The following is a 20,221-nucleotide window of genomic DNA, read 5'->3' as shown; positions in this document are numbered from 1 at the left end:
GTATCAGAAAGCGCCGCTTGTCGGCGCTTTTTTATTTCTTTGAAAAATAAGCCGAATAAAAATAAAAAAATCCCTAAAGAGTTCGTTAACCCCGTCGATAACAATTAGGACGGTGATGAAGCCGCTGGCGCATACCGGAATATAAATTACTCAATGAAGGATAATAATCATGGCTGTTATTAATACTAACACCCTGTCGCTGATGACCCAGAACAACCTGACTAAATCTCAGTCTTCTCTGGGTACCTCGATCGAGCGCCTCTCTTCCGGTCTGCGTATCAACAGCGCTAAAGACGACGCTGCAGGCCAGGCAATTGCTAACCGTTTTACTTCTAACATCAACGGCCTGACCGTTGCTGCACGTAACGCGAACGACGGTATCTCTCTGGCGCAGACCGCTGAAGGTGCGCTGGGCGAAATCAACAACAACTTGCAGCGTATCCGTGACCTGACCGTTCAGGCGCAGAACAGCTCCAACTCCGCGTCTGACATCGACTCCATCCAGGCTGAAGTTAACCAGCGTATGGAAGAAGTGAACCGCGTGACCACCCAGACCGACTTCAACGGCATCAAAGTGCTGAACACCGGTTCCGGCTCCAGCAGCTACAACTTCCAGGTTGGCGCGAAAGATGGCGAGCAGATCTCCATCAGCCTGAGCTCTTCTGACTCTTACAACCTGTTCAACGCGTCTGGTGCTACTTCCCAGACTTCCGGCCAGACCATCAACGGTAACGCACGTACTACCGCTGCTGAAGGCTTCGACGTTCTGAGCGGTACAGTGAACAGCGGCGGCACCACCGACGGTAACCCGCTGGCAGATATCGATGCGGCAATTAAAGCGGTTGACTCTCAGCGCAGCCTGCTGGGTGCATCCCAGAACCGTTTCGAATCCACCATCACCAACCTGAACAACACCGTGAACAACCTGTCTTCCGCACGCAGCCGTATTCAGGATTCTGATTACGCGACTGAAGTGTCGAACATGTCCCGCGCGCAGATCCTGCAGCAGGCTGGTTCTTCCGTACTGGCCCAGGCCAACCAGGTTCCGCAGACCATGCTGTCCCTGCTGCGTTAATCGCAAATTACGTAGTAGCAGAAAGCGCCGCTTGTCGGCGCTTTTTTATTTTGTGATTTGCGCATATTTTCGACGAAAATTGCTCAAAAAATAGAAAAACTACTAAAGAGTTCTGCGATGTCGTCGATAACAATTATGACGGTGATGAAGCCGCTGGCCCATACCGGAATATAAATTTCTCACTGAAGGATAATTATCATGGCTGTTATTAATACTAACACCCTGTCGCTGATGACCCAGAACAACCTGACTAAATCTCAGTCTTCTCTGGGCACCTCGATCGAGCGTCTCTCTTCCGGTCTGCGTATCAACAGTGCAAAAGATGATGCGGCTGGCCAGGCAATTGCTAACCGTTTTACTTCTAACATCAACGGCCTGACCGTTGCTGCACGTAACGCGAACGACGGTATCTCTCTGGCGCAGACCGCTGAAGGCGCGCTGGGCGAAATCAACAACAACTTGCAGCGTATCCGTGACCTGACCGTTCAGGCGCAGAACAGCTCTAACTCTGCATCTGACATCGACTCCATCCAGGCTGAAGTTAACCAGCGTATGGAAGAAGTTAACCGCGTGACCACCCAGACCGACTTCAACGGCATCAAAGTGCTGAACACCGGTTCCGGCACCAGCAGCTACAACTTCCAGGTTGGCGCGAAAGACGGCGAGCAGATCTCCATCAGCCTGACCTCTTCTGACTCTTACAACCTGTTCAACGCGTCTGGCGCGACTTCCCAGACTTCCGGCCAGACCATCAACGGTAACGCACGTACTACCGCTGCTGAAGGCTTCGACGTTCTGAGCGGTACAGTGAACAGCGGCGGCACCACCGACGGTAACCCGCTGGCAGATATCGATGCGGCAATCAAAGCGGTTGACTCTCAGCGCAGCCTGCTGGGTGCATCCCAGAACCGTTTCGAATCCACCATCACCAACCTGAACAACACCGTGAACAACCTGTCTTCCGCACGCAGCCGTATTCAGGATTCTGATTACGCGACTGAAGTGTCGAACATGTCCCGCGCGCAGATCCTGCAGCAGGCTGGTTCTTCCGTACTGGCCCAGGCCAACCAGGTTCCGCAGACCATGCTGTCCCTGCTGCGTTAATTCGCAACCGCTTAAAAAAGGCATCTTCGGATGCCTTTTTTTATGTGCAATCGTCAGATATAGCGCCTTTTCTGTTAGCTTTTTTGCCTCTCGATCTTTCTTTCGTCCTCCAGAATATTGCATAACGACAGGAACGCCTTTTGCTATCACCCCGGTGGCTTGCGCGGTGATATGAGGATGACAGATGCAAAGCATACTAATCAGCGTTGATCAATTTGACGCTTTTACCCCCCATGCCTCTGAACTTATTGATATCGCAGACGCCTTGCTGGCCAAAGGCTGGCGCGTGGATGTCATTAGCTCAACCGCCGGGCAGAAATTAACGAGTGAAATAGCACGCCTGAGCGCGACAGGGCGTTTTACTGTCATCACCGAAAAGCAGGGGGCGCTGGAAACCTACTACAACGCCATCTGGATCTATCGCGGTTTCTTTAGCGAAAAGTTACTTGATGCTATTGAAGCCGGGAAACTCGACGGCGCGATGATTTTCCGCCATTTCAGCGATTACAACGATCTCTACTTGCCGTGGGGCGTGGCGCTGGAAAACCAGTTTGCCGCGCTGACGCTGGATCTCTCCGCGCGTACTTCAGCCATCTTGCTACAGACCGGTGTGGAGAGCGCGCAGCTCAAACATTTACCGTGGTCAGTACCGGCCAGCTTTGGCGCATTTACCCGCACGCGCGACGCGCAAACCTTGTCTCGCGTTCTTTATATAGCGGGCAAAATGTCGGCGGAAATGTATGAAGTTCAGCAGCAGGCGAGGGAGGCGGGCATCCAGATCGAGTGGTTCGATCTTAGCCAGCAGGTACAACGCCTCGAACCGGCCTGGCTGGAACAGTATGACGTGATCATCGGTAATGACGAAAGCGTGGCGAAAGCGCTGACGCTTGGGATCCCGCTGTTCCTGGTTAACGAAGGTTACGTTGAAGGTTATCTGAATGCCGATAACCTGGCGCGTCATGAAGCCGATCATTTCTGCGCGGTGACGCTACACAACTGCCCGGACGCCAATGAATGGGTGGAACTGCTGCAAAGCGGTTATGCCAGCGCGCGCGAGTGGGCACTGGCGCAGCGTGCGACTTTTGTCAGTAAATGGACGCTGGATACCGCGCTGGAGGCGATTTTTACGTTGCCGTTGGTGGAAAAATCCCGCCAGTTGGATAACAAATCACGCTATACGCTGAATTTTCACAGTAAAGCGGTGCTGGCGCAGCAGCAGACCAGCGAGTACTCCTTCAGCCGCTGGCTTGAGGATCGCCAGATTAGCGATGCGCGACGCGAAGCGCTGCTCTCTTTCGCCGGCGCAAACCCTGACAAAGCCAGCATCGGTGTGATTATCCTTGGCGATAACGACCGCAGCGCGCAGACCAGACGCTCTGTGGAAAGCCAGTCGCTGGCTGCCGCCAGCATTGATGTCATTGCCGATGATAACGCCTGGCCTGCGGCAGTAAATGTGCTGCTAAGTACGCGAGATGCCGATGCGCTGCTGCTGATCCCCGCCGGTTTTACGCTGCGGGACGATGCGTTGTTGCGCTTTGCCGAGCAACGGATGCAGCAACAAAATGCCTGGCTGTTTTACTGCGATGAAATGACGCGCGCGGAAAATGGCGAACCGTTACTGACGCTGCGTCCTGATGTGAATATTGATCTGCTGCGCGGCGTGCCGTATGTCGGGCGCGTTCTGCTTTTTTCGCGTGATATTGCCCGTCAGCTCGGTGGCCTGAACAGCCACTATCCGCAGGCGGCAATGATCGATTTGCTGTGGCGCTTTGTTGAAGGGCAGGGTACTCCTGCGCTGGGCCGCGTTGCCGAAGTGCTGGTGGAAAGCCCGGAAGCGGCGTCATGCTGGAGCGAAAACCCGGCGGTGGTGGCCGAATGCGAACAGATTTTACTGGCGCACCTGCAACGACTTGGTATTCAGGCCTCGCTGGAAGAGGGATTAGCGGCGAACATTAAACGTCTGCGCTACCACTGGGACGCAAAGCCACTGGTGTCGATCATTATTCCAACCCGCGATCGCGTTGCGCTGCTCAAACGCTGTATTGAAAGTTTGATGGAGAAAACGCGTTATCAACACTATGAGCTGTTAATTGTTGATAACCAGTCGGTAGAAGAGGATGCCTGCCGTTTTCTCAATGATCTGGCGGCCCTGGGCATCGATCAGGTGCGTATTTTGCGCTACGACGCGCCGTTTAACTTTGCTGAAATCAACAACGCTGCGGCGCAACAGGCGCGCGGTGAGGTGCTGGTGTTCCTCAATAATGATTGTGAAATTATTGATGGCGGCTGGCTTGATGCCTTGCTGGAGCAGACGTTACGCCCGGAAGTGGGGCTGGTTGGTGCGCGTCTGGAGTATCAGGATGGCCGTATTCAACACGGCGGTTTTTTACTTGGTGTGCAGCATGGTGTGGAGGTGGCGTTTGACGGTGCCGATGGCGAAAGCAACGGCTTCCAGCACTATCTGAAAACGCCGCGTAACCTGGCGGCGGTAAGCGCTTCCTGCATGATGGTGCGCAAAGAGGTCTTTTTTGCCCTCAACGGTTTTAACCAGGAAACCTATCCGCTCTATTTAGCCGATGTCGATCTCGGTTTACGTGCGCAGCAGCAAGGCTATCTCAATGTCTGGACACCGTACGCCCGCGTGAAACATATGGGGGGTGCCACCCGCTTACTGGGCGATAAGTTCCATGTGCAGGAGCGCCCGTTACTGACGGATTTTGCCACTCTGCGTAATGAATGGCGGCAAGGCCTGCTCGCAGAACCGTCATACCATCCGTTAATGCAAAAAGCGGGGCAGGCGTTCACGCTCAGCGCGAGCCTGGCGCGCTTGCATCAGCCGTTGCCGGGACGCCCGCTGCCGGTGGTGCTGGCGCACCATGTTAACTGGGTCGGCGGCGGACACCACCGGGTGATGCAACCCTTTAAAGCGCTGGAACGTCATTTGATGATTGAAGGCGGGCTGACCAACACCATTCCTGGCGTGATGGAAGCGGCTGCGCAGCAGCCGGATGTGATTTTGCTGGAGCTGATTACCGGCAGCCGTTTCCCGCAGATTATTCAGCAGTTACGCAGCACCAGTAATGCCAAAATCGTGCTCGAATATGATGACTACCTGCTTAATGTGCCGATCAAAAATGGTTCCCGTCAGCACTTCCCGCAGCAAATGGTGAAGAATTTTCGCAAAGTCGTCGACAGCGCTGACTGGCTGGTGGTCTCCACCGCGCCGCTGGCGGACGCCTACAGCCGTTTCCATAGCGATATCCGCATTGCGCAAAATCGCCTTGCGCCGAACCAATGGGAACATCTGTTGAGCGAGCGAGGCACGGGCAAAAAAGTGCGTGTTGGCTGGGCTGGCGGCAGTTCTCATGCCGGTGATCTGGAGATCTTGTTGCCGCTGATTAAAGAGCTGGAAGGGAAGGTTGAATGGGTCTTTATGGGCATGAAGCCGCGCAATGTCCGCTGTGAATTCCACCCCGGCGTGCCGTTTGAAATGTACCCGGAAAAGCTGGCCAGCCTCAATCTCGACCTGGCGTTAGTGCCGCTGGAAATTAATCAGTTCAACGAATGTAAGAGCAACCTGCGTCTGCTGGAGATCGGCACCTGCGGTGTGCCGATCATCGCCACCGATATTGTGCCTTACCGTTGCGATCTGCCGGTTACGCTGGTGGAAAACCGCTTCAAAGACTGGATGAACGCGGTTCAGGCCTATATCAACGATGCCGATTTACGTCATCGCCAGGGCGATGCGCTGCGTGAAGCGGTGCTGAATAACTGGTATTTGCGCGGCGCAGGTCTGGATGACTGGCAGCAGGGCTGGTTACCGAAAGCATAAATTTCTCTGCCAGGCCGGCGGGCCTGGCAAACGTTCAAGGAATATCGATGAATAACCTCGCTCAGTACCCCTATCTGATTGTGGCGCCCGATTACTCGGAGGCGTCTGCCGGGATACAAGTGCTGCATTTTTTTTGCCAGACCATAAACAACTCGGGCGGCAAAGCGTGGATTGTGGGCGGGACGGTTAACCCAAAATGGAATACGCCGCGTCTTACGGAAGACGATTACGCGCAATTACAGAAGTCAGGCGAGCCGTGGATTGCGGTGTACCCGGAAGTAACGAGTGGCAACCCGCTACGTGCGCCGGTAGTGGCGCGCTATATGCTCAACAGAGAAGGGGTGATGAATGGCAATCGCCTCGATTTTTCGCCTGACGATCTGTTTTTCTGGTATCGCGTGGAGTTCGCCGAAAAAGAGTATCAACCGGCGCTGTTAAATATTGAGAATTACGATCTCGATCTGTTCCAGGATGATAATCCGCATAAGGATCTGGATTTACTCTATATTAACCGCTTACCCGCCAGCGTTATTGAATATGACAAATTGCCGAAAAATCTGACGGTACTGAGTATGCAAAACCCGCTGCCGCTCGAAGAACTGGCAAAAGTTCTCAAGCGCGGACGCGTGTTATATACCTATGAATCTTCCGGTACCTGTCTGCTGGCTAACTTATGTGGTTGTCCGGTCGTTGGGTTAATCGCGCCAGGTTACGAAAGCTATGCATTAAGTGAAAAAACGATACGTGAAAACGGCAATGCAGGGTATACGCTGTTTAATACTCCGGAAGCTATCGAACACGCACGCGAAAACCTGTATAAGTCGCGCGAGCAATTATTGTTGAGACGCGAAAGATCGCTGGTGCAATTCAGGGACTTCATCGAAAAAACACAACGGAAAGCGCAAGAAAAAGCACAAGAACATTACCGCAATACGTTTCAGGGTTGGCTTGAAAATAGCGTGACGGAAAAACGCATTGATACGCGCTCTTCACTGGCGTTGCTGTTCGTTATTCTCAATCCGCACGGCGACAGCGCCGCTGTTAATATCACCGTGGATTCTTTACGTGGACAATTAGGCAATTTGCCGAATGCCCGAATCCTTCTTGTGCAGGATGGTGTTCATCACGACACAACGGATAACACCCTCTCGGTTGTCGATTTTCAGCATTACCAGCACAATTTTGCCAGCCTGGTTCAGAGCGCTGCTGCCGACTGGTTACAGGTGGTTCCTGCCGGTGTGACCTACACGCAAAACAGCGTGTATCGCTTAGCCCGGACACTGCAAGAGCGCTCCGGTGTGCAGGCTATTTATGCTGACGAAGCCGTTAAGCATGCCGATTCAGTGACGCATTTTTTCAAGCCAGAGTTTAATTTCGATCTCTTCATTAGTGCGCCGTCCCGTTATTTACAACGGGTTTTCTTCCGCGCGTCGGCATGGCTGGAATGCGGTGGCTGGGACAATAACGCAGGGGCGGCTTTTGAATTCGATCTCATCACAAAATTGATTGCCCGTTATGATATCGCCGCTATTGGTCATTATGCGGATATCGTCAATATTGTTGACGAGAAGATGCTCACTCCCGCAAGCATTGAAATTGAGGGTGGCATCGTTGGTTCTTTCGCTGCGCAGCGAAATTTACCGGTAGATCATGTGGAGTATTGCGATGGTGTCGCGTGGCGGATCCATTATCCTCTGAATAATATGGGGCGGGTGAGTATTATCTTAACCCATAATCATGATGCTAATTTAATGACGCGCTGTATCGCGTCGCTGGTGGATAACACCGACTGGCATGATTACGACATTATTATTCCCGTGATAAACACCACCGACCCGATTGTTTTGCAGACCGCGCGGGAAGTTGAAAAACTGTTACCCGGCAAGGTTCAGGTGCTTGAGCTGAATAACTGCAGTGAGGTGCAGGCGATAAATATTGCGGCGTCACACGCTGCGGGCGCGTCTTTGTTGTTATTAGACGTAAGATCGGTTTTCGTCTTAAAAAGCTGGTTAAACACCTTACTCAATCCGATGGTGCGCCCGGAAGTGGCGTGTAGCGGGCCGAAGATCATTAGCTTTGATAAAAAGCTTATCAGCGCAGGGATGATTGTTGGCGCGGATAACGGCATCGCGAATGTCGGTGCCGGAGAAGACTGGCAATCTTTCGGCTATCAGGCACGTTATCAGTGTGAACAAAACTACTCTGTGCTTAATAGCCTGTGTCTGCTTATCAAAAGAGAATGTTTCACGCAGGCCGGCGGGTTGGATGAAAAATACACGTCGCTTGAAGTGAGTTCAGCCGCGTTTTGCCTTGCTGTGCAAAAAATGGGCTACGTTTCAGTCTGGACGCCGTATAGCATTATTGCCTCGGACAATTACCACTTTATGCAGAGCGAGTACCAGCAATCCCTGTTATCGCAAATGACCGCGTTGATGGAGGATTTCAGCGGGGTATTTGCAGGCGATCCCGCGTATAGCAAGTCTTTATCGTTGAGTTCGCCACTCTTTACGCTGGACGCCAGCGTTACACAACACCGCTTATGTGTAAGCCCGGCGCAAACGCCGGTGGTATTGCTGGTATTGCCTTCGCAGACCGTTTATACAAAACGCTTAACGCACTATTTCCGCATGATGGAAGACGCCGGTGAGATCGCACTCATTATCAACGATGCCTTGCCTGCGCTACCGGCGTTACTCAGAACGCGTCCCGCCATTACCATTCTGGATGCCGATGTTAGTGAAAGTGATATCAGCACCGTTACGCAGTTTCGCGCGCTGACGGGGCAGGTTGTGCAGTGTCTTTTCGATGAAAATGCGGAGCCGCTGGTTTCTCGCCAGAATAGCCAACATCTGCCGTTTGATCGCTGGCTGGTATTAAATTCCGCGCTGGAAAAATGGGGATGCGGCAAAGGGCTAAACGTTCTGCGAATCCCTGACTATCTCCCGCCGGCATGGTTTTCACAGGATAAAGCCGTTGCGGTGAATGCTCCACGCCGCGTGTTATGCCCGGTTTTTTCTCTCACCGGCAAAGAGCAGGATTTCATCTGGCAGTTGATCGAAAAAACGCATCACATTGTTGACTGGTATATTTTTGGCGAGTGCCCAGCCAGCTGGTACCCGCTGGTGAAGGGCACCTTCAGATACCATGCTAACCCTGTCTCGGTTGAGACGCTGGATGCGCTGAGCCCGGATGCGGTGATTTTGTTCCGCGATAATAATCATGAGCATCGGTTTGCTGATAGTTATGCCCTGTTGCAGTATGCCGCACGAAATATCACCGTTATTTGCAGCGATTTCCCTCGCTTCAGCGAATATGACTTCGTGACGAAACTGAAACCTAAAATGGCACTGTGGACGCAGGCCATCGACGATTTTGCGACTACAGGCAACGCCGCCTGCGAGAATCAAGAGCAAATCAACGCTCTGCTAAAAGATCGCTATCTTTTTGATGAACCGCGCCAACAAGCGCTGCTCGCCATGCTGAAGTAATGCGCATTTTTGCGGCAATGAAACCCGGTGATGTGACATTACCGGGTTTTTCGCTGAATAGCTGATTACGCAAGCCCTGCCATTTTTCCACAGCCTGCGCAGACCCCGCCAGTTTACCTTTAGCACTGAGGGGAAAAGCATAACAAAATGCCCCCTGTTTCACCGATAGCTCGCCAGGCGCGTCGTTATGATGAACAGATAATTCCTACGCGCGCAGGTTTGTCTATGGACAATAATATCTTTGTAACCAGCCCTCTTTTGCCACCGCTGGAAGAGTTTATTCCTTACCTTGAGAAGATCTGGAACAACCGGATCCTCACGAATGGCGGTGTTTTCCATCAGGAACTTGAAGAGGCGCTGGCAAGTTACCTGGGCGTGAAACATGTTTGCTTGTTCGCAAACGGTACGCTGGCGCTGCTCACCGCACTGCAGGCGCTCCGCGTCACCGGCGAGGTCATCACCACGCCTTACTCCTTTGTTGCCACCTCCCATACCCTGTTATGGAATGGCCTGACGCCGGTTTTCGCCGACATCGATCCGCAAACTTACAATATCAATCCTGAGCGTGTCGAAGAGCTGATCACCCCGCAGACCACGGCGATTATGCCGGTTCACTGCTACGGCATTCCCTGCGATGTGGACAAAATCCAGCAGGTCGCGGATATCTACGGCCTGAAAGTGATTTATGACGCGGCGCACGCGTTTGGCGTGAAGAAAAACGGCGTCAGTATTTTGAATCACGGGGATTTGTCGGTGCTGAGCTTCCACGCAACGAAAGTGTTTAACACCTTCGAAGGCGGCGCGATTATTTGCCACGATGCGCGTACCAAGCAGCGCATCGATTATTTGAAAAACTTCGGTTTTGCCGGGGAAACGCGCGTTGTCGCCCCTGGTATCAACGCCAAAATGAACGAAGTTGAAGCGGCGTTCGGCTTGTTGCAGCTTAAACATATCGATCAGGCGCTGGCCGATCGCCAGGCGCTTTACCAGCATTATGTGGAATTACTGCAGGGAATCGACGGCGTTCGTCTGCTGGATGTGCCTGCTGATGTGACATGGAACCATGCCTACTTCCCGGTTTTGATTGAGCCGGAATTCGGTATCGATCGCGATTCGCTTTATGACGTGCTGAAAAATGCCGGTATTTTAACGCGCCGTTATTTCTACCCGCTGATTAGCTCCTTCAGTATGTATCGTGGGCTTGCTTCCTCGCAGAAAGAGAACTTGCCGTGCGCAAATGTTATCGCTGACAAAGTGCTGTGCTTGCCGATTTATCCGGGGCTGGCGCGCGAAGATCAACAGCGTATCACTGACATCATTCGCGGAGTCGCCGCAACCGCAACACCCGGTGCGGCAGTTATTTCGCTGGAGGGTGCATGACAGCCACGCGTACGGCGATGATCCTCGATGCGGGATTTGCCTCACTACCTTTACAACGGGCGATCAAAACAGCGGGCTTTACCACGCTGGTGTGCAGCGGTAAGCCGCACGATGCGGGAATGAAGTCTGCCGATATTGCCAAAGTCCAAAATTATGCCGATTGCGATGCGGTGTTAGCGATCGCACGCGAACATAACATTGCGGCCATTACGCCTGGCGTTACCGATGTTTCGTACCTGACGGGGAGCCGCGTTGCCGCCGAACTTGGCCTGCCCGGTTTCGACACGCCGGATGTCAGCGACACGCTTTTTCTTAAAGATCGCTTCCGCGCCTGGGCAGAGCAGCAGGGTTATCCGATCCCGCGTGCGGTAAGACGTGCTAAAGATGCGCGCCATCTCCCGTTTCCGTTGCTGGTAAAACCGATTGATGCTTATAGCGGCATCGGGATTACCCTGGTGCAGCAGGCCGCAGAACTTGACGATGCGGTGGCAAAAGCCCGTAGCGCTTCGCAAAACGGCGAGTGCGTGATTGAAACCTTTTGCCAGGGCGCGCTCTACAGCCACTCCGCGTTTATCCGCGGTGGGGAGATTGTCTGCGAATTTTTTGTCGATGAGTTCTGCACTGTCTATCCCTGGCAGGTCAACAGCAGCAGCTTGAGTCTTTCCCTGACGGCAAGCATGCGTGATCGCGTCAGTGAATGTATGCAAACCCTGGTGCGTCAGCTTCAACTGGTCGACGGTTTGCTGCATACCCAGTTTATTGCCAATGACAACGATTTTTGGCTTATCGAACTTACCCGGCGCTGCCCGGGCGATCTCTATTCCCGTTTAATTGAGCTTTCAACCGGCGTTGATTATTCCAGCGAGTTTGTCGCCCCGTTCCTGGGTTGCCAGCAGGCCACCGCGTTTTCAGCGCGGCGACCTGCGCACCTTCGCGCCATTGCGCGGCACACTATTTCCAGCGATGTCGATACCCATTTTACCGGCTACCTTTTTGCGCCGCTGGCGGCACGTATTATCGAAACTATTCCGCTGAAATTGCCTGGCGATCGGCTGGAGCCCGCGCCGCGTGACAGGGCTGGGTTGGTGTTTGCTGAATTCGATGATGTTGCTGAACTGGCGCGTCTGACGCCGCAACTTAAAAACTATTTTTCTTTTAAAACGACGTAAGGACCGGATTATGGCTAAGCCCTTATCCCTGGCATTTATCGGCGGCGGCCTTAATTCCGCCATCGGTATGACCCATAAAATCGCCAGCCAGATGGATGGACATTTCCAGTTATCTGCCGGCTGTTTCAGCCGGGATGACGCCCTTAATCGGCAAACCGGCATGGCCTGGGGGCTTGATGAGAGCAAGATTTACCAGGATGCGTTGACGCTGCTTGAGAAAGAGCACGCGCATCTGGATGCGGTGGTGGTGCTCACGCCTACGCCCGCGCACCGCGAAATTCTGATGGCATGTCTGGAATATCCGCTGCCGATCATTTGCGAAAAAGCCTTAGTGGCGAGCGTCAAAGATGCTGAAGATATTCAGCAGCGCGTCGACGAGGTGAATAGCCAGCTCTACGTGACGTTCAACTATACCGGCTACCCGATGGTGCGCGAATTACGCCAGCGCTTGCAAAGCGGCGCGCTGGGCCGAATTCAGCACGTGATGGTTGAGATGCCGCAAGAAGGTTTCAGCCGTTGTCGCAGCGACGGCAGCGTCGCGCTACCGCAAACCTGGCGGCGCACGGATAACGCGATCCCGACGGTATCGTTGGATCTTGGCGTACATGTCCATCAACTGGTGGAGTTCCTCACCGAGAAACATGCGCTGGATGTCTATGCCGTTAACAGCACCTTTGCCCGTGTGCCGGGCGTGGTGGACACGGTGAATATCGTTTCACGTTATAGCGATGATGTGGTGTGCAACTACTGGTATGGCAAGGCGGCGCTGGGTTATCGCAACGGTTTGCGGATCAGGGTGTACGGCACAGAAGGCAGCGCGGAATGGCTGCAAATGGAACCTGAATATTTACGTGTCGCCGATATCCACGGCAACGTCAGCATTATTGACCGCACGGCGAGTGACAACACGGTGGCGAACCAGGAGCGGTACTGCCGCTTTAAAGCTGGCCATCCCGCCGGGTTTATCGAGGCCTTTGCGAACTATTACTGTGATATCGCGGCAGCATTACGCGGCGAAGCGAATAGTTATGCTATTGGCTCGCAGGTGGCTTTGAAAGGATTAGCTTTCCTTGAAAGCGCCAACAAAAGCGCATTAGCGCAACAAAAAATCGTACTGTGATTGCCACTTATTGTGTACTGAATGAGTCTCTGAGGTAGATATGTCTATTCTTGAAAAAATTAGCGAGTCCAGAAACCATTTTCTCGATACGATCGACGAAATGCAGAAGAATGGTCGTCCGTTGGTATTATGCGGTGCCGGTTATTTAGGGCAAAAAACGTGGGAATTTTTGACCAACCAGAATGTGAAGGTTGATTATGTCGCGGTCAATGAGAAATATTTTACCGAAGGTTCAACCTTTTACGGTTACGATATCATCAATTTAGACCAACTGACCCGACAAGAAGGTACCTATAATTACATTCTGGCTATCCAGTATGTGAGCGCTGAATTAGAAGCGATGCTCGCAAACAACGCCGAAAGCATATTGATCTTCGACCACTCTTTTATTGGCGTAAATACGGACACGCTTTATACCGCCGAATTTTGCCAGGAAAATGAAGCCGTTTTGACGGAGTTTTATAACTCTTTAGGCGATGAGCGCTCAAAAGAAACGCTGGTTGCGTTTATTAATCAACGTATTTGCGCACGCAGCTTGTACTACGGTAAATATTTCGATCCTAACCACTATCTGGCAGAAGACCTGGTGCGTTTACAGGATAACGAAGTGTATGTCGATTGCGGTGCTTACGACGGCGACAGCGTGGTTGCGTTCCTGAAAGCTGCACAGAAGCAGGGCGTGAAGAAACCGGCAAAAATCCTTGCTTTTGAACCGGAAGCGAAAAATTTTGCCTTATTACAGCGTGCCGATATTGGCGATGTTGAACTGAAAGCCATCAATAAAGGTGTCTGGTCGGAAAATACAACATTACGCTTTGATTCCGGAATGGATACCTCGTCTCGTTTAAGCGAAGGGGAAGGCAACACTTCCATTGATGTGGTCAGCATCGATAATGCTCTCGAAGGCACGAATTACGCTACATTTATTAAAATGGATATTGAGGGGGCGGAACTGGAAGCGCTAAAAGGTGCGCAACATACCATTCGTGCATCTTTGCCTGTTTTGACTATTAGCTTGTATCACAAGCCGGAAGATTTGCTGACGATCCCGCAATACATTCGTGAACTGTCGGATAATTATCGTTTTTATTTGCGCGGGCATCATCCGGCGCTGGCTTTTGAGCTGGTGTTATATGCATTACCGGTCGGGAGAACGGTTCAATAAAGTCAAATAACCCCCATTTCACCCACTATTCATCCGATTAAAACCACTCCAGAATCGGATAATCGTGCCGATAACTCAATTAACGCAGGGCTGTTTATCGTGAATTCACTCTATACCGCTGAAGGTGTAATGGATAAACACTCGCTGTGGCAGCGTTATGTACCTCTTGTGCGTCACGAAGCATTGCGCCTGCAGGTGCGTTTGCCGGCGAGTGTGGAACTGGACGACCTGCTACAGGCGGGCGGTATCGGTTTACTGAATGCAGTAGACCGATATGACGCTCTGCAAGGAACGGCATTTACCACTTACGCAGTACAGCGTATTCGTGGGGCGATGCTGGACGAATTGCGCAGCCGCGATTGGGTGCCGCGCAGCGTTCGGCGTAATGCCCGCGAAGTGGCGCAGGCAATGGGGCAACTTGAGCAAGAACTGGGACGTAACGCGACGGAAACAGAAGTGTCGCAGCGTCTTGGAATTCCTGTAGAGGAATACCGTCAGATGCTGCTCGATACCAATAACAGCCAGCTTTTCTCCTATGATGAATGGCGGGAAGAGCATGGCGACAGTATCGAGCTGGTTACCGACGATCATCAACAGGAAAACCCGTTATTCCAGTTAATGGAAAGTAATTTACGTCACCGGGTCATGGAAGCGATTGAATCGCTGCCGGAACGTGAACAACTTGTCCTGACACTGTACTACCAGGAAGAACTCAATCTGAAAGAGATTGGCGCCGTTCTGGAAGTCGGGGAATCGCGAGTCAGCCAGCTCCATAGCCAGGCCATTAAGCGCTTACGTACCAAGCTGGGTAAGTTATAGGTCGGTGATTCTGCATCACTCCTGGTAAATGCCGTACAACGCATTGACAACCAGGAGTTATCATGACGGTGCAGCAACCTAAAAGACGGCCTCTAAGCCGCTACCTTAAAGACTTTAAACACAGCCAGACGCATTGCGCACACTGCCACAAGCTGCTTGATCGCATCACACTGGTACGCCGGGGCGAAATCGTGAACAAAATAGCGATTTCGCGTCTGGATATGCTGTTGGATGAAGCAGCCTGGCAACAAGAGCAGAAAGAGTGGGTCGCGCTCTGTCGTTTTTGCGGCGATCTGCACTGCAAAGAGCAGAGCGATTTCTTCGATATCATCGGTTTTAAACAATATCTTTTCGAACAAACCGAAATGAGCCACGGTACGGTGCGCGAGTATGTCGTGCGTTTGCGCCGCCTCGGCAACCATCTCACTGAACTCAATATTTCCCGACAGCTGCTTGAAGAAGGGTTCCTCGACGAAAATCTGGAACCGTGGTTACCTGCGACCAGCACCAATAATTATCGGATTGCCTTGCGCAAATATGCGCAGTTTAAAACCCAGATGCGTTTTGCTTCCGTGCAAAAAATCGCTGTAGGTGCAACATCTGATTTATATTAAAAAGGAATAAGATGTAGCCGAGTTGTGCTTGTACTTAGCGTCAGGCACCTTACACTACAGCCAATTTCTTTATCGGGGTAACTATGAAACTAGCACTTTTGGGACGTCAGGCGCTGATGGGTGTGATGGCCGTCGCGCTGGTAGCAGGGATGAGCGTGAAAACATTCGCGGCGGAAAACCTGCTCAATAAAGTCAAAGAGCGTGGCACGCTGTTGGTGGGTCTGGAAGGCACGTATCCGCCGTTTAGTTTCCAGGGCGACGATGGCAAGCTTACTGGTTTTGAAGTGGAGTTCGCCGAAGCGTTGGCGCAGCATCTTGGCGTAAAAGCATCCCTGAAACCCACCAAATGGGACGGCATGCTGGCATCGCTGGATTCTAAACGCATCGACGTGGTGATTAACCAGGTCACCATCTCCGATGAGCGCAAGAAAAAGTATGATTTCTCCACGCCCTATACCGTTTCCGGTATCCAGGCGCTGGTGAAAAAAGGAAACGAAGCGGGGATCAAATCCGCGGCGGATCTGAAAGGCAAGAAAGTGGGCGTAGGTCTTGGCACTAACTATGAAGAGTGGCTGCGTAAGAACGTGCAGGGCGTTGATATTCGCACCTATGATGATGACCCGACTAAATATCAGGATTTACGCGTTGGCCGTATTGACGCCATCCTGGTCGATCGTCTGGCCGCGCTGGATCTGGTGAAGAAAACCAAAGATACGCTGGCGGTAGCGGGGGATGCTTTCTCGCGTCAGGAATCCGGCGTTGCGCTGCGTAAAGGTAATGACGATTTGCTGAAAGCTATCGACGCAGCCATTGCCGAGATGCAAAAAGACGGCACCATGAAAACGCTGTCGGAAAAATGGTTTGGAGCGGATGTGACGAAGTAATCGTTACCCGCTAAAAAAAGGCGCTTAATCAAGCGCCTTTTTTATTTCATCGACTTTAGTGTGCATAATAAAAAGCAGTTGCTAACGTTACCCGGTCTTCGGAGGTTTTATGTCCTTGCACAATGTGACCCGCTTTCCGCGCCTCGAATTAATTGGCGCGCCCACGCCGCTGGAGTATTTGCCGCGGCTTTCCGATCACCTGGGACGCGAAATTTTTATTAAACGCGATGATGTCACGCCGGTGGCGATGGGCGGCAATAAGTTGCGTAAACTCGAGTTTCTGGCGGCGGATGCGCTGCGCGAGGGCGCTGATACGCTGATTACCGCAGGGGCGATCCAGTCCAATCACGTGCGTCAGACGGCGGCGGTAGCGGCGAAATTAGGCCTGCACTGCGTGGCGCTACTGGAAAACCCGATTGGCACCACCGCAGAAAACTACCTGACTAACGGCAACCGCTTGCTGCTGGATCTGTTCAATGCGCAGATCGAAATGTGTGATGCGTTGACGGATCCCACTGCGCAACTGGAGGAACTGGCGACGCGCGTAGAAGCGCAGGGATTCCGTCCTTATGTGATCCCGGTTGGCGGCTCCAACGCGCTGGGCGCAATGGGGTATGTGGAAAGTGCGCTGGAAATCGTACAACAATGCGAAGGTGCGGTTGGCCTTTCGTCGGTGGTGGTCGCTTCCGGCAGTGCCGGTACGCACGCCGGGCTGGCGGTCGGGCTTGAGCAACTGATGCCGGAGGTTGAACTGATTGGCGTGACGGTTTCACGTAGCGTTGCGGATCAAAAACCGAAAGTGGTGACGCTGCAACAGGCTATTGCGCGGGAACTCGACTTGCAGGCCAACGCCGATATTCTGTTGTGGGATGACTACTTCGCGCCAGGCTACGGCACACCAAATGATGAAGGAATGGAAGCGGTGAAATTGCTTGCCCGCCTGGAAGGCATTTTGCTCGATCCGGTTTATACCGGCAAAGCGATGGCCGGGTTATTGGATGGCATTGAGCAGAATCGCTTTAAAGACAACGGGCCAATTTTGTTTATCCATACAGGTGGCGCACCGGCGCTGTTTGCCTATCACCCCCATATTTAATTCCCAGGCAGAGCAAACATAATGCAAGAGAGTCTACAACTGGTTATCGACTCCGCGCCTTACCTGTTAAAGGGCGCGGTATTTACATTGCAACTCAGTATTGGCGGGATGTTTTTTGGCTTACTGCTGGGCTTTCTGCTAGCTCTGATGCGCATGTCGCCGCTCTTACCTGTGCGCTGGCTGGCGCGTTTTTACATCTCGATTTTTCGCGGTACGCCACTTATCGCCCAGTTGTTTATGATCTATTACGGTCTGCCGCAGTTTGGGATTGAGCTGGATCCAATCCCGTCGGCGATGATTGGCCTGTCACTTAATACGGCGGCCTACGCGGCGGAGACGCTGCGCGCGGCAATTTCGTCTATCGATAAAGGGCAGTGGGAAGCGGCGGCAAGTATTGGTATGACGCCGTGGCAGACGCTGCGTCGCGCGATTCTCCCGCAGGCCGCGCGTGTCGCATTACCGCCGCTGAGCAACAGTTTTATTAGCCTGGTGAAAGATACGTCACTGGCGGCAACTATCCAGGTGCCGGAGCTGTTCCGTCAGGCACAGTTAATCACCTCCCGTACGCTGGAAGTGTTCACCATGTACCTTGCGGCGTCGCTGATTTACTGGGTAATGGCGACGGTGCTTTCTTCGCTGCAAAACTATTTCGAAAACCAGCTTAATCGTCAGGAGCGTGACCCGAAATGAGTGCTATCGACGTGAAAAATCTGGTGAAAAAATTCCACGGACAGACGGTGTTGCACGGTATCGATCTGGAGGTGCAGCAGGGCGAAGTGGTGGCGATTATTGGCCCGAGCGGCTCCGGTAAAACCACTTTGTTGCGCAGCATTAACCTGCTTGAACAGCCGGAGAACGGCACAATCCGCGTGGGTGATATCACCATTGATACCGCGCGTTCTCTGAGCCAGCAGAAAAGCGCTATCCGCCAGTTACGCCAGCATGTTGGTTTTGTCTTTCAGAACTTCAATCTGTTCCCGCACCGGACAGTGCTGGAAAACATTATTGAAGGGCCGGTGATCGTGAAAGGCGAACCAAAGGACGAGGCGGCAGCGCGGGCGCGTGAATTGCTGATAAAAGTGGGGCTGAGTGGCAAAGAGAATAGCTACCCACGGCGCTTGTCGGGCGGGCAGCAGCAGCGTGTGGCGATCGCCCGCGCGCTGGCGATGCGCCCGGACGTGATCCTTTTTGACGAGCCGACATCCGCACTCGATCCTGAGCTGGTGGGAGAAGTGCTTAATGCCATTCGCCAACTGGCGCAGGAAAAGCGCACAATGGTGATTGTTACGCATGAGATGAGCTTTGCACGTGACGTGGCGGACAGGGCAATATTTATGGATCAGGGGCGTATTGTGGAACAAGGGCCAGCGAAAGCGTTGTTTGCCGATCCGCAGCAACCGCGTACGCGTCAGTTTCTAGAAAAATTCCTCATGCAATAATGCTTTCGCGGTTCAGCGCCCATTTCGGCTGAATCGCGTTTATTTTACTTAAGTTAAATTGGCTGGGTTTATTACATACAGATTTTGCAGGGATATTTACCGACTTTATGCCGTGCGCCTGAAACATCAGCCAGTTATTCCCTCCTGAAGAAGCCGTTAACGCTGGCGTTAAACGCAACTTATCTCCAGATGTATCGATATTTTATATTTATAATTAAGTTTTATGTGTTAGCTTATTGTATACAAAATAATGATTATTAAAACCAGGGGTATTACCGGTCGGTATGCAGGATATAGAATTCTTTACCTGGCGTCGTGACATGATGTCGCGGTTCCAGGAGATGACAACATCCCAGGATGTTTATTCCGAATTACAGCGGCAGACACAGCTGCTGGAATTTGATTATTTTTCGCTTTGCGTTCGCCACCCGGTGCCTTTTACCCGGCCGAAGTTGAGCGTTGAAACCTCTTATCCGCAAGCGTGGATGCAGCATTATCAGGCAGAGAACTACTTTGCTATTGACCCGGTGCTGAAGGCTGAAAACTTCATTCAGGGACATCTTCCCTGGAATGACAAACTCTTTCGCGATGCCACGGTGTTGTGGGATGCTGCCCGGGATCACGGATTGCGCAAAGGTATTTCGCAGTGCCTGATGTTGCCCAATCATGCAATGGGTTTTTTGTCCGTGTCGCGCACCAGCCTGTTTGGCAAAATGATGTCGGATGATGAAATTGAATTGCGCCTGCAGACGCTGGTGCAGTTAAGCCTGCTGGCATTAACGCGTCTGGAAGATCAGATGGTGCTGGCGCCTGAAATGAAATTCAGTAAGCGTGAACGTGAAATTCTCAAGTGGACGGCAGAGGGTAAAACATCTGCAGAGATCGCGATGATTTTATCCATCTCCGAAAACACCGTTAATTTTCATCAAAAAAATATGCAGAAGAAATTTAATGCGCCGAACAAAACACAGATCGCATGCTACGCAGCGGCGACAGGGATGATTTAATTATCCCTTATGTTTTGCCCGGCAAAGAT

At 52.3% G+C, this 20,221-nt stretch carries 16 protein-coding genes; 15 read left to right on the top strand and 1 reads right to left on the bottom strand.

Annotation, left to right across the window (positions count from 1 at the left end; genetic code table 11):
* Positions 1–169: 169 nt before the first annotated feature.
* The 14 genes from ACFX4U_RS05675 (at position 170) to tcyN (ending at position 19,185) form a co-directional block, all read left to right on the top strand.
* Positions 170–1,075 carry a flagellin gene (locus ACFX4U_RS05675; protein WP_349350534.1) on the top strand — a complete coding sequence of 302 codons (906 nt, stop codon included), beginning with the start codon at positions 170–172 and terminating at the stop codon, positions 1,073–1,075.
* 198 nt (positions 1,076–1,273) lie between these two features.
* Positions 1,274–2,179: a flagellin gene (locus ACFX4U_RS05670; RefSeq protein ID WP_349350535.1), complete on the top strand. Its 906-nt coding sequence runs from the start codon at positions 1,274–1,276 to the stop codon at positions 2,177–2,179.
* 184 nt (positions 2,180–2,363) lie between these two features.
* Positions 2,364–6,011, top strand: coding sequence for a glycosyltransferase (locus ACFX4U_RS05665; RefSeq protein ID WP_313509549.1), 3,648 nt, complete (start codon positions 2,364–2,366; stop codon positions 6,009–6,011).
* A 47-nt stretch (positions 6,012–6,058) separates the two neighbouring features.
* On the top strand, positions 6,059–9,499 hold the full coding sequence (locus ACFX4U_RS05660; protein ID WP_380218589.1) for a glycosyltransferase family 2 protein: 3,441 nt from the start codon (positions 6,059–6,061) through the stop codon (positions 9,497–9,499).
* Between the two features lie 225 nt (positions 9,500–9,724).
* Positions 9,725–10,879 (top strand): DegT/DnrJ/EryC1/StrS aminotransferase family protein, encoded by a 1,155-nt coding sequence (locus ACFX4U_RS05655; protein WP_305735691.1) that lies wholly within the window; start codon positions 9,725–9,727, stop codon positions 10,877–10,879.
* Positions 10,876–12,048, top strand: a complete 1,173-nt coding sequence (locus ACFX4U_RS05650) for an ATP-grasp domain-containing protein (protein WP_313509555.1) — start codon at positions 10,876–10,878, stop codon at positions 12,046–12,048. Before ACFX4U_RS05655 ends, ACFX4U_RS05650 begins: the two co-directional genes overlap by 4 nt.
* 10 nt (positions 12,049–12,058) lie before the next feature.
* Positions 12,059–13,168 carry a Gfo/Idh/MocA family protein gene (locus ACFX4U_RS05645; protein WP_305735693.1) on the top strand — a complete coding sequence of 370 codons (1,110 nt, stop codon included), beginning with the start codon at positions 12,059–12,061 and terminating at the stop codon, positions 13,166–13,168.
* Between the two features lie 40 nt (positions 13,169–13,208).
* The gene (locus tag ACFX4U_RS05640) at positions 13,209–14,333 is read left to right on the top strand and encodes an FkbM family methyltransferase (RefSeq protein ID WP_380218590.1); all 1,125 of its coding nucleotides are present in this window, start codon (positions 13,209–13,211) and stop codon (positions 14,331–14,333) included.
* A 99-nt stretch (positions 14,334–14,432) separates the two neighbouring features.
* Complete coding sequence (locus tag ACFX4U_RS05635; protein ID WP_007371523.1) at positions 14,433–15,152, top strand: RNA polymerase sigma factor FliA; 720 nt, start codon at positions 14,433–14,435, stop codon at positions 15,150–15,152.
* Positions 15,153–15,214: 62 nt separating this feature from the next.
* Complete coding sequence (fliZ, locus tag ACFX4U_RS05630) at positions 15,215–15,766, top strand: flagella biosynthesis regulatory protein FliZ (RefSeq protein WP_017458347.1); 552 nt, start codon at positions 15,215–15,217, stop codon at positions 15,764–15,766.
* 83 nt (positions 15,767–15,849) lie between these two features.
* Positions 15,850–16,650 carry a cystine ABC transporter substrate-binding protein gene (tcyJ, locus tag ACFX4U_RS05625; protein ID WP_017458346.1) on the top strand — a complete coding sequence of 267 codons (801 nt, stop codon included), beginning with the start codon at positions 15,850–15,852 and terminating at the stop codon, positions 16,648–16,650.
* A 109-nt stretch (positions 16,651–16,759) separates the two neighbouring features.
* Positions 16,760–17,746, top strand: coding sequence for a D-cysteine desulfhydrase (gene dcyD / locus ACFX4U_RS05620; RefSeq protein ID WP_305735695.1), 987 nt, complete (start codon positions 16,760–16,762; stop codon positions 17,744–17,746).
* A gap of 21 nt (positions 17,747–17,767) precedes the next feature.
* A complete protein-coding gene (tcyL, locus tag ACFX4U_RS05615) occupies positions 17,768–18,436 on the top strand; it encodes a cystine ABC transporter permease (protein ID WP_017458344.1) in 669 nt (222 codons plus the stop codon).
* Positions 18,433–19,185 (top strand): L-cystine ABC transporter ATP-binding protein TcyN, encoded by a 753-nt coding sequence (tcyN, locus tag ACFX4U_RS05610; RefSeq protein ID WP_313509564.1) that lies wholly within the window; start codon positions 18,433–18,435, stop codon positions 19,183–19,185. Before tcyL ends, tcyN begins: the two co-directional genes overlap by 4 nt.
* On the opposite strand, the gene ACFX4U_RS05605 is transcribed toward tcyN, so the two are convergent.
* Complete coding sequence (locus ACFX4U_RS05605; protein WP_313509567.1) at positions 19,175–19,363, bottom strand: hypothetical protein; 189 nt, start codon at positions 19,361–19,363, stop codon at positions 19,175–19,177. The two genes, tcyN and ACFX4U_RS05605, sit on opposite strands and share 11 nt — an antisense overlap.
* Before the next feature lie 106 nt (positions 19,364–19,469).
* Between ACFX4U_RS05605 and sdiA the strand changes: the two genes are divergently transcribed.
* Positions 19,470–20,192 carry a transcriptional regulator SdiA gene (gene sdiA / locus ACFX4U_RS05600; RefSeq protein WP_200550607.1) on the top strand — a complete coding sequence of 241 codons (723 nt, stop codon included), beginning with the start codon at positions 19,470–19,472 and terminating at the stop codon, positions 20,190–20,192.
* The last annotated feature ends 29 nt before the right edge of the window (positions 20,193–20,221 follow it).

The organism is Kosakonia sp. YIM B13588 (genome assembly GCF_042788165.1).
In the GTDB taxonomy this organism is placed as follows: Bacteria; Pseudomonadota; Gammaproteobacteria; order Enterobacterales; family Enterobacteriaceae; genus Kosakonia; species Kosakonia sacchari.
The sequence above is the reverse complement of the archived record's forward strand: the minus strand, read 5'-3'. Positions and strand labels throughout refer to the sequence as shown.

Coding starts and splice junctions, on each gene's coding strand:
- ACFX4U_RS05665 (WP_313509549.1), top strand. CDS start 2,364: ATGCAAAGCATACTAATCAGCGTTGATCAATTTGACGCTTTTACCCCC.
- ACFX4U_RS05645 (WP_305735693.1), top strand. CDS start 12,059: ATGGCTAAGCCCTTATCCCTGGCATTTATCGGCGGCGGCCTTAATTCC.
- tcyN (WP_313509564.1), top strand. CDS start 18,433: ATGAGTGCTATCGACGTGAAAAATCTGGTGAAAAAATTCCACGGACAG.
- ACFX4U_RS05655 (WP_305735691.1), top strand. CDS start 9,725: ATGGACAATAATATCTTTGTAACCAGCCCTCTTTTGCCACCGCTGGAA.
- ACFX4U_RS05660 (WP_380218589.1), top strand. CDS start 6,059: ATGAATAACCTCGCTCAGTACCCCTATCTGATTGTGGCGCCCGATTAC.
- ACFX4U_RS05640 (WP_380218590.1), top strand. CDS start 13,209: ATGTCTATTCTTGAAAAAATTAGCGAGTCCAGAAACCATTTTCTCGAT.
- sdiA (WP_200550607.1), top strand. CDS start 19,470: ATGCAGGATATAGAATTCTTTACCTGGCGTCGTGACATGATGTCGCGG.
- ACFX4U_RS05675 (WP_349350534.1), top strand. CDS start 170: ATGGCTGTTATTAATACTAACACCCTGTCGCTGATGACCCAGAACAAC.
- fliZ (WP_017458347.1), top strand. CDS start 15,215: ATGACGGTGCAGCAACCTAAAAGACGGCCTCTAAGCCGCTACCTTAAA.
- tcyL (WP_017458344.1), top strand. CDS start 17,768: ATGCAAGAGAGTCTACAACTGGTTATCGACTCCGCGCCTTACCTGTTA.
- dcyD (WP_305735695.1), top strand. CDS start 16,760: ATGTCCTTGCACAATGTGACCCGCTTTCCGCGCCTCGAATTAATTGGC.
- ACFX4U_RS05650 (WP_313509555.1), top strand. CDS start 10,876: ATGACAGCCACGCGTACGGCGATGATCCTCGATGCGGGATTTGCCTCA.
- tcyJ (WP_017458346.1), top strand. CDS start 15,850: ATGAAACTAGCACTTTTGGGACGTCAGGCGCTGATGGGTGTGATGGCC.
- ACFX4U_RS05670 (WP_349350535.1), top strand. CDS start 1,274: ATGGCTGTTATTAATACTAACACCCTGTCGCTGATGACCCAGAACAAC.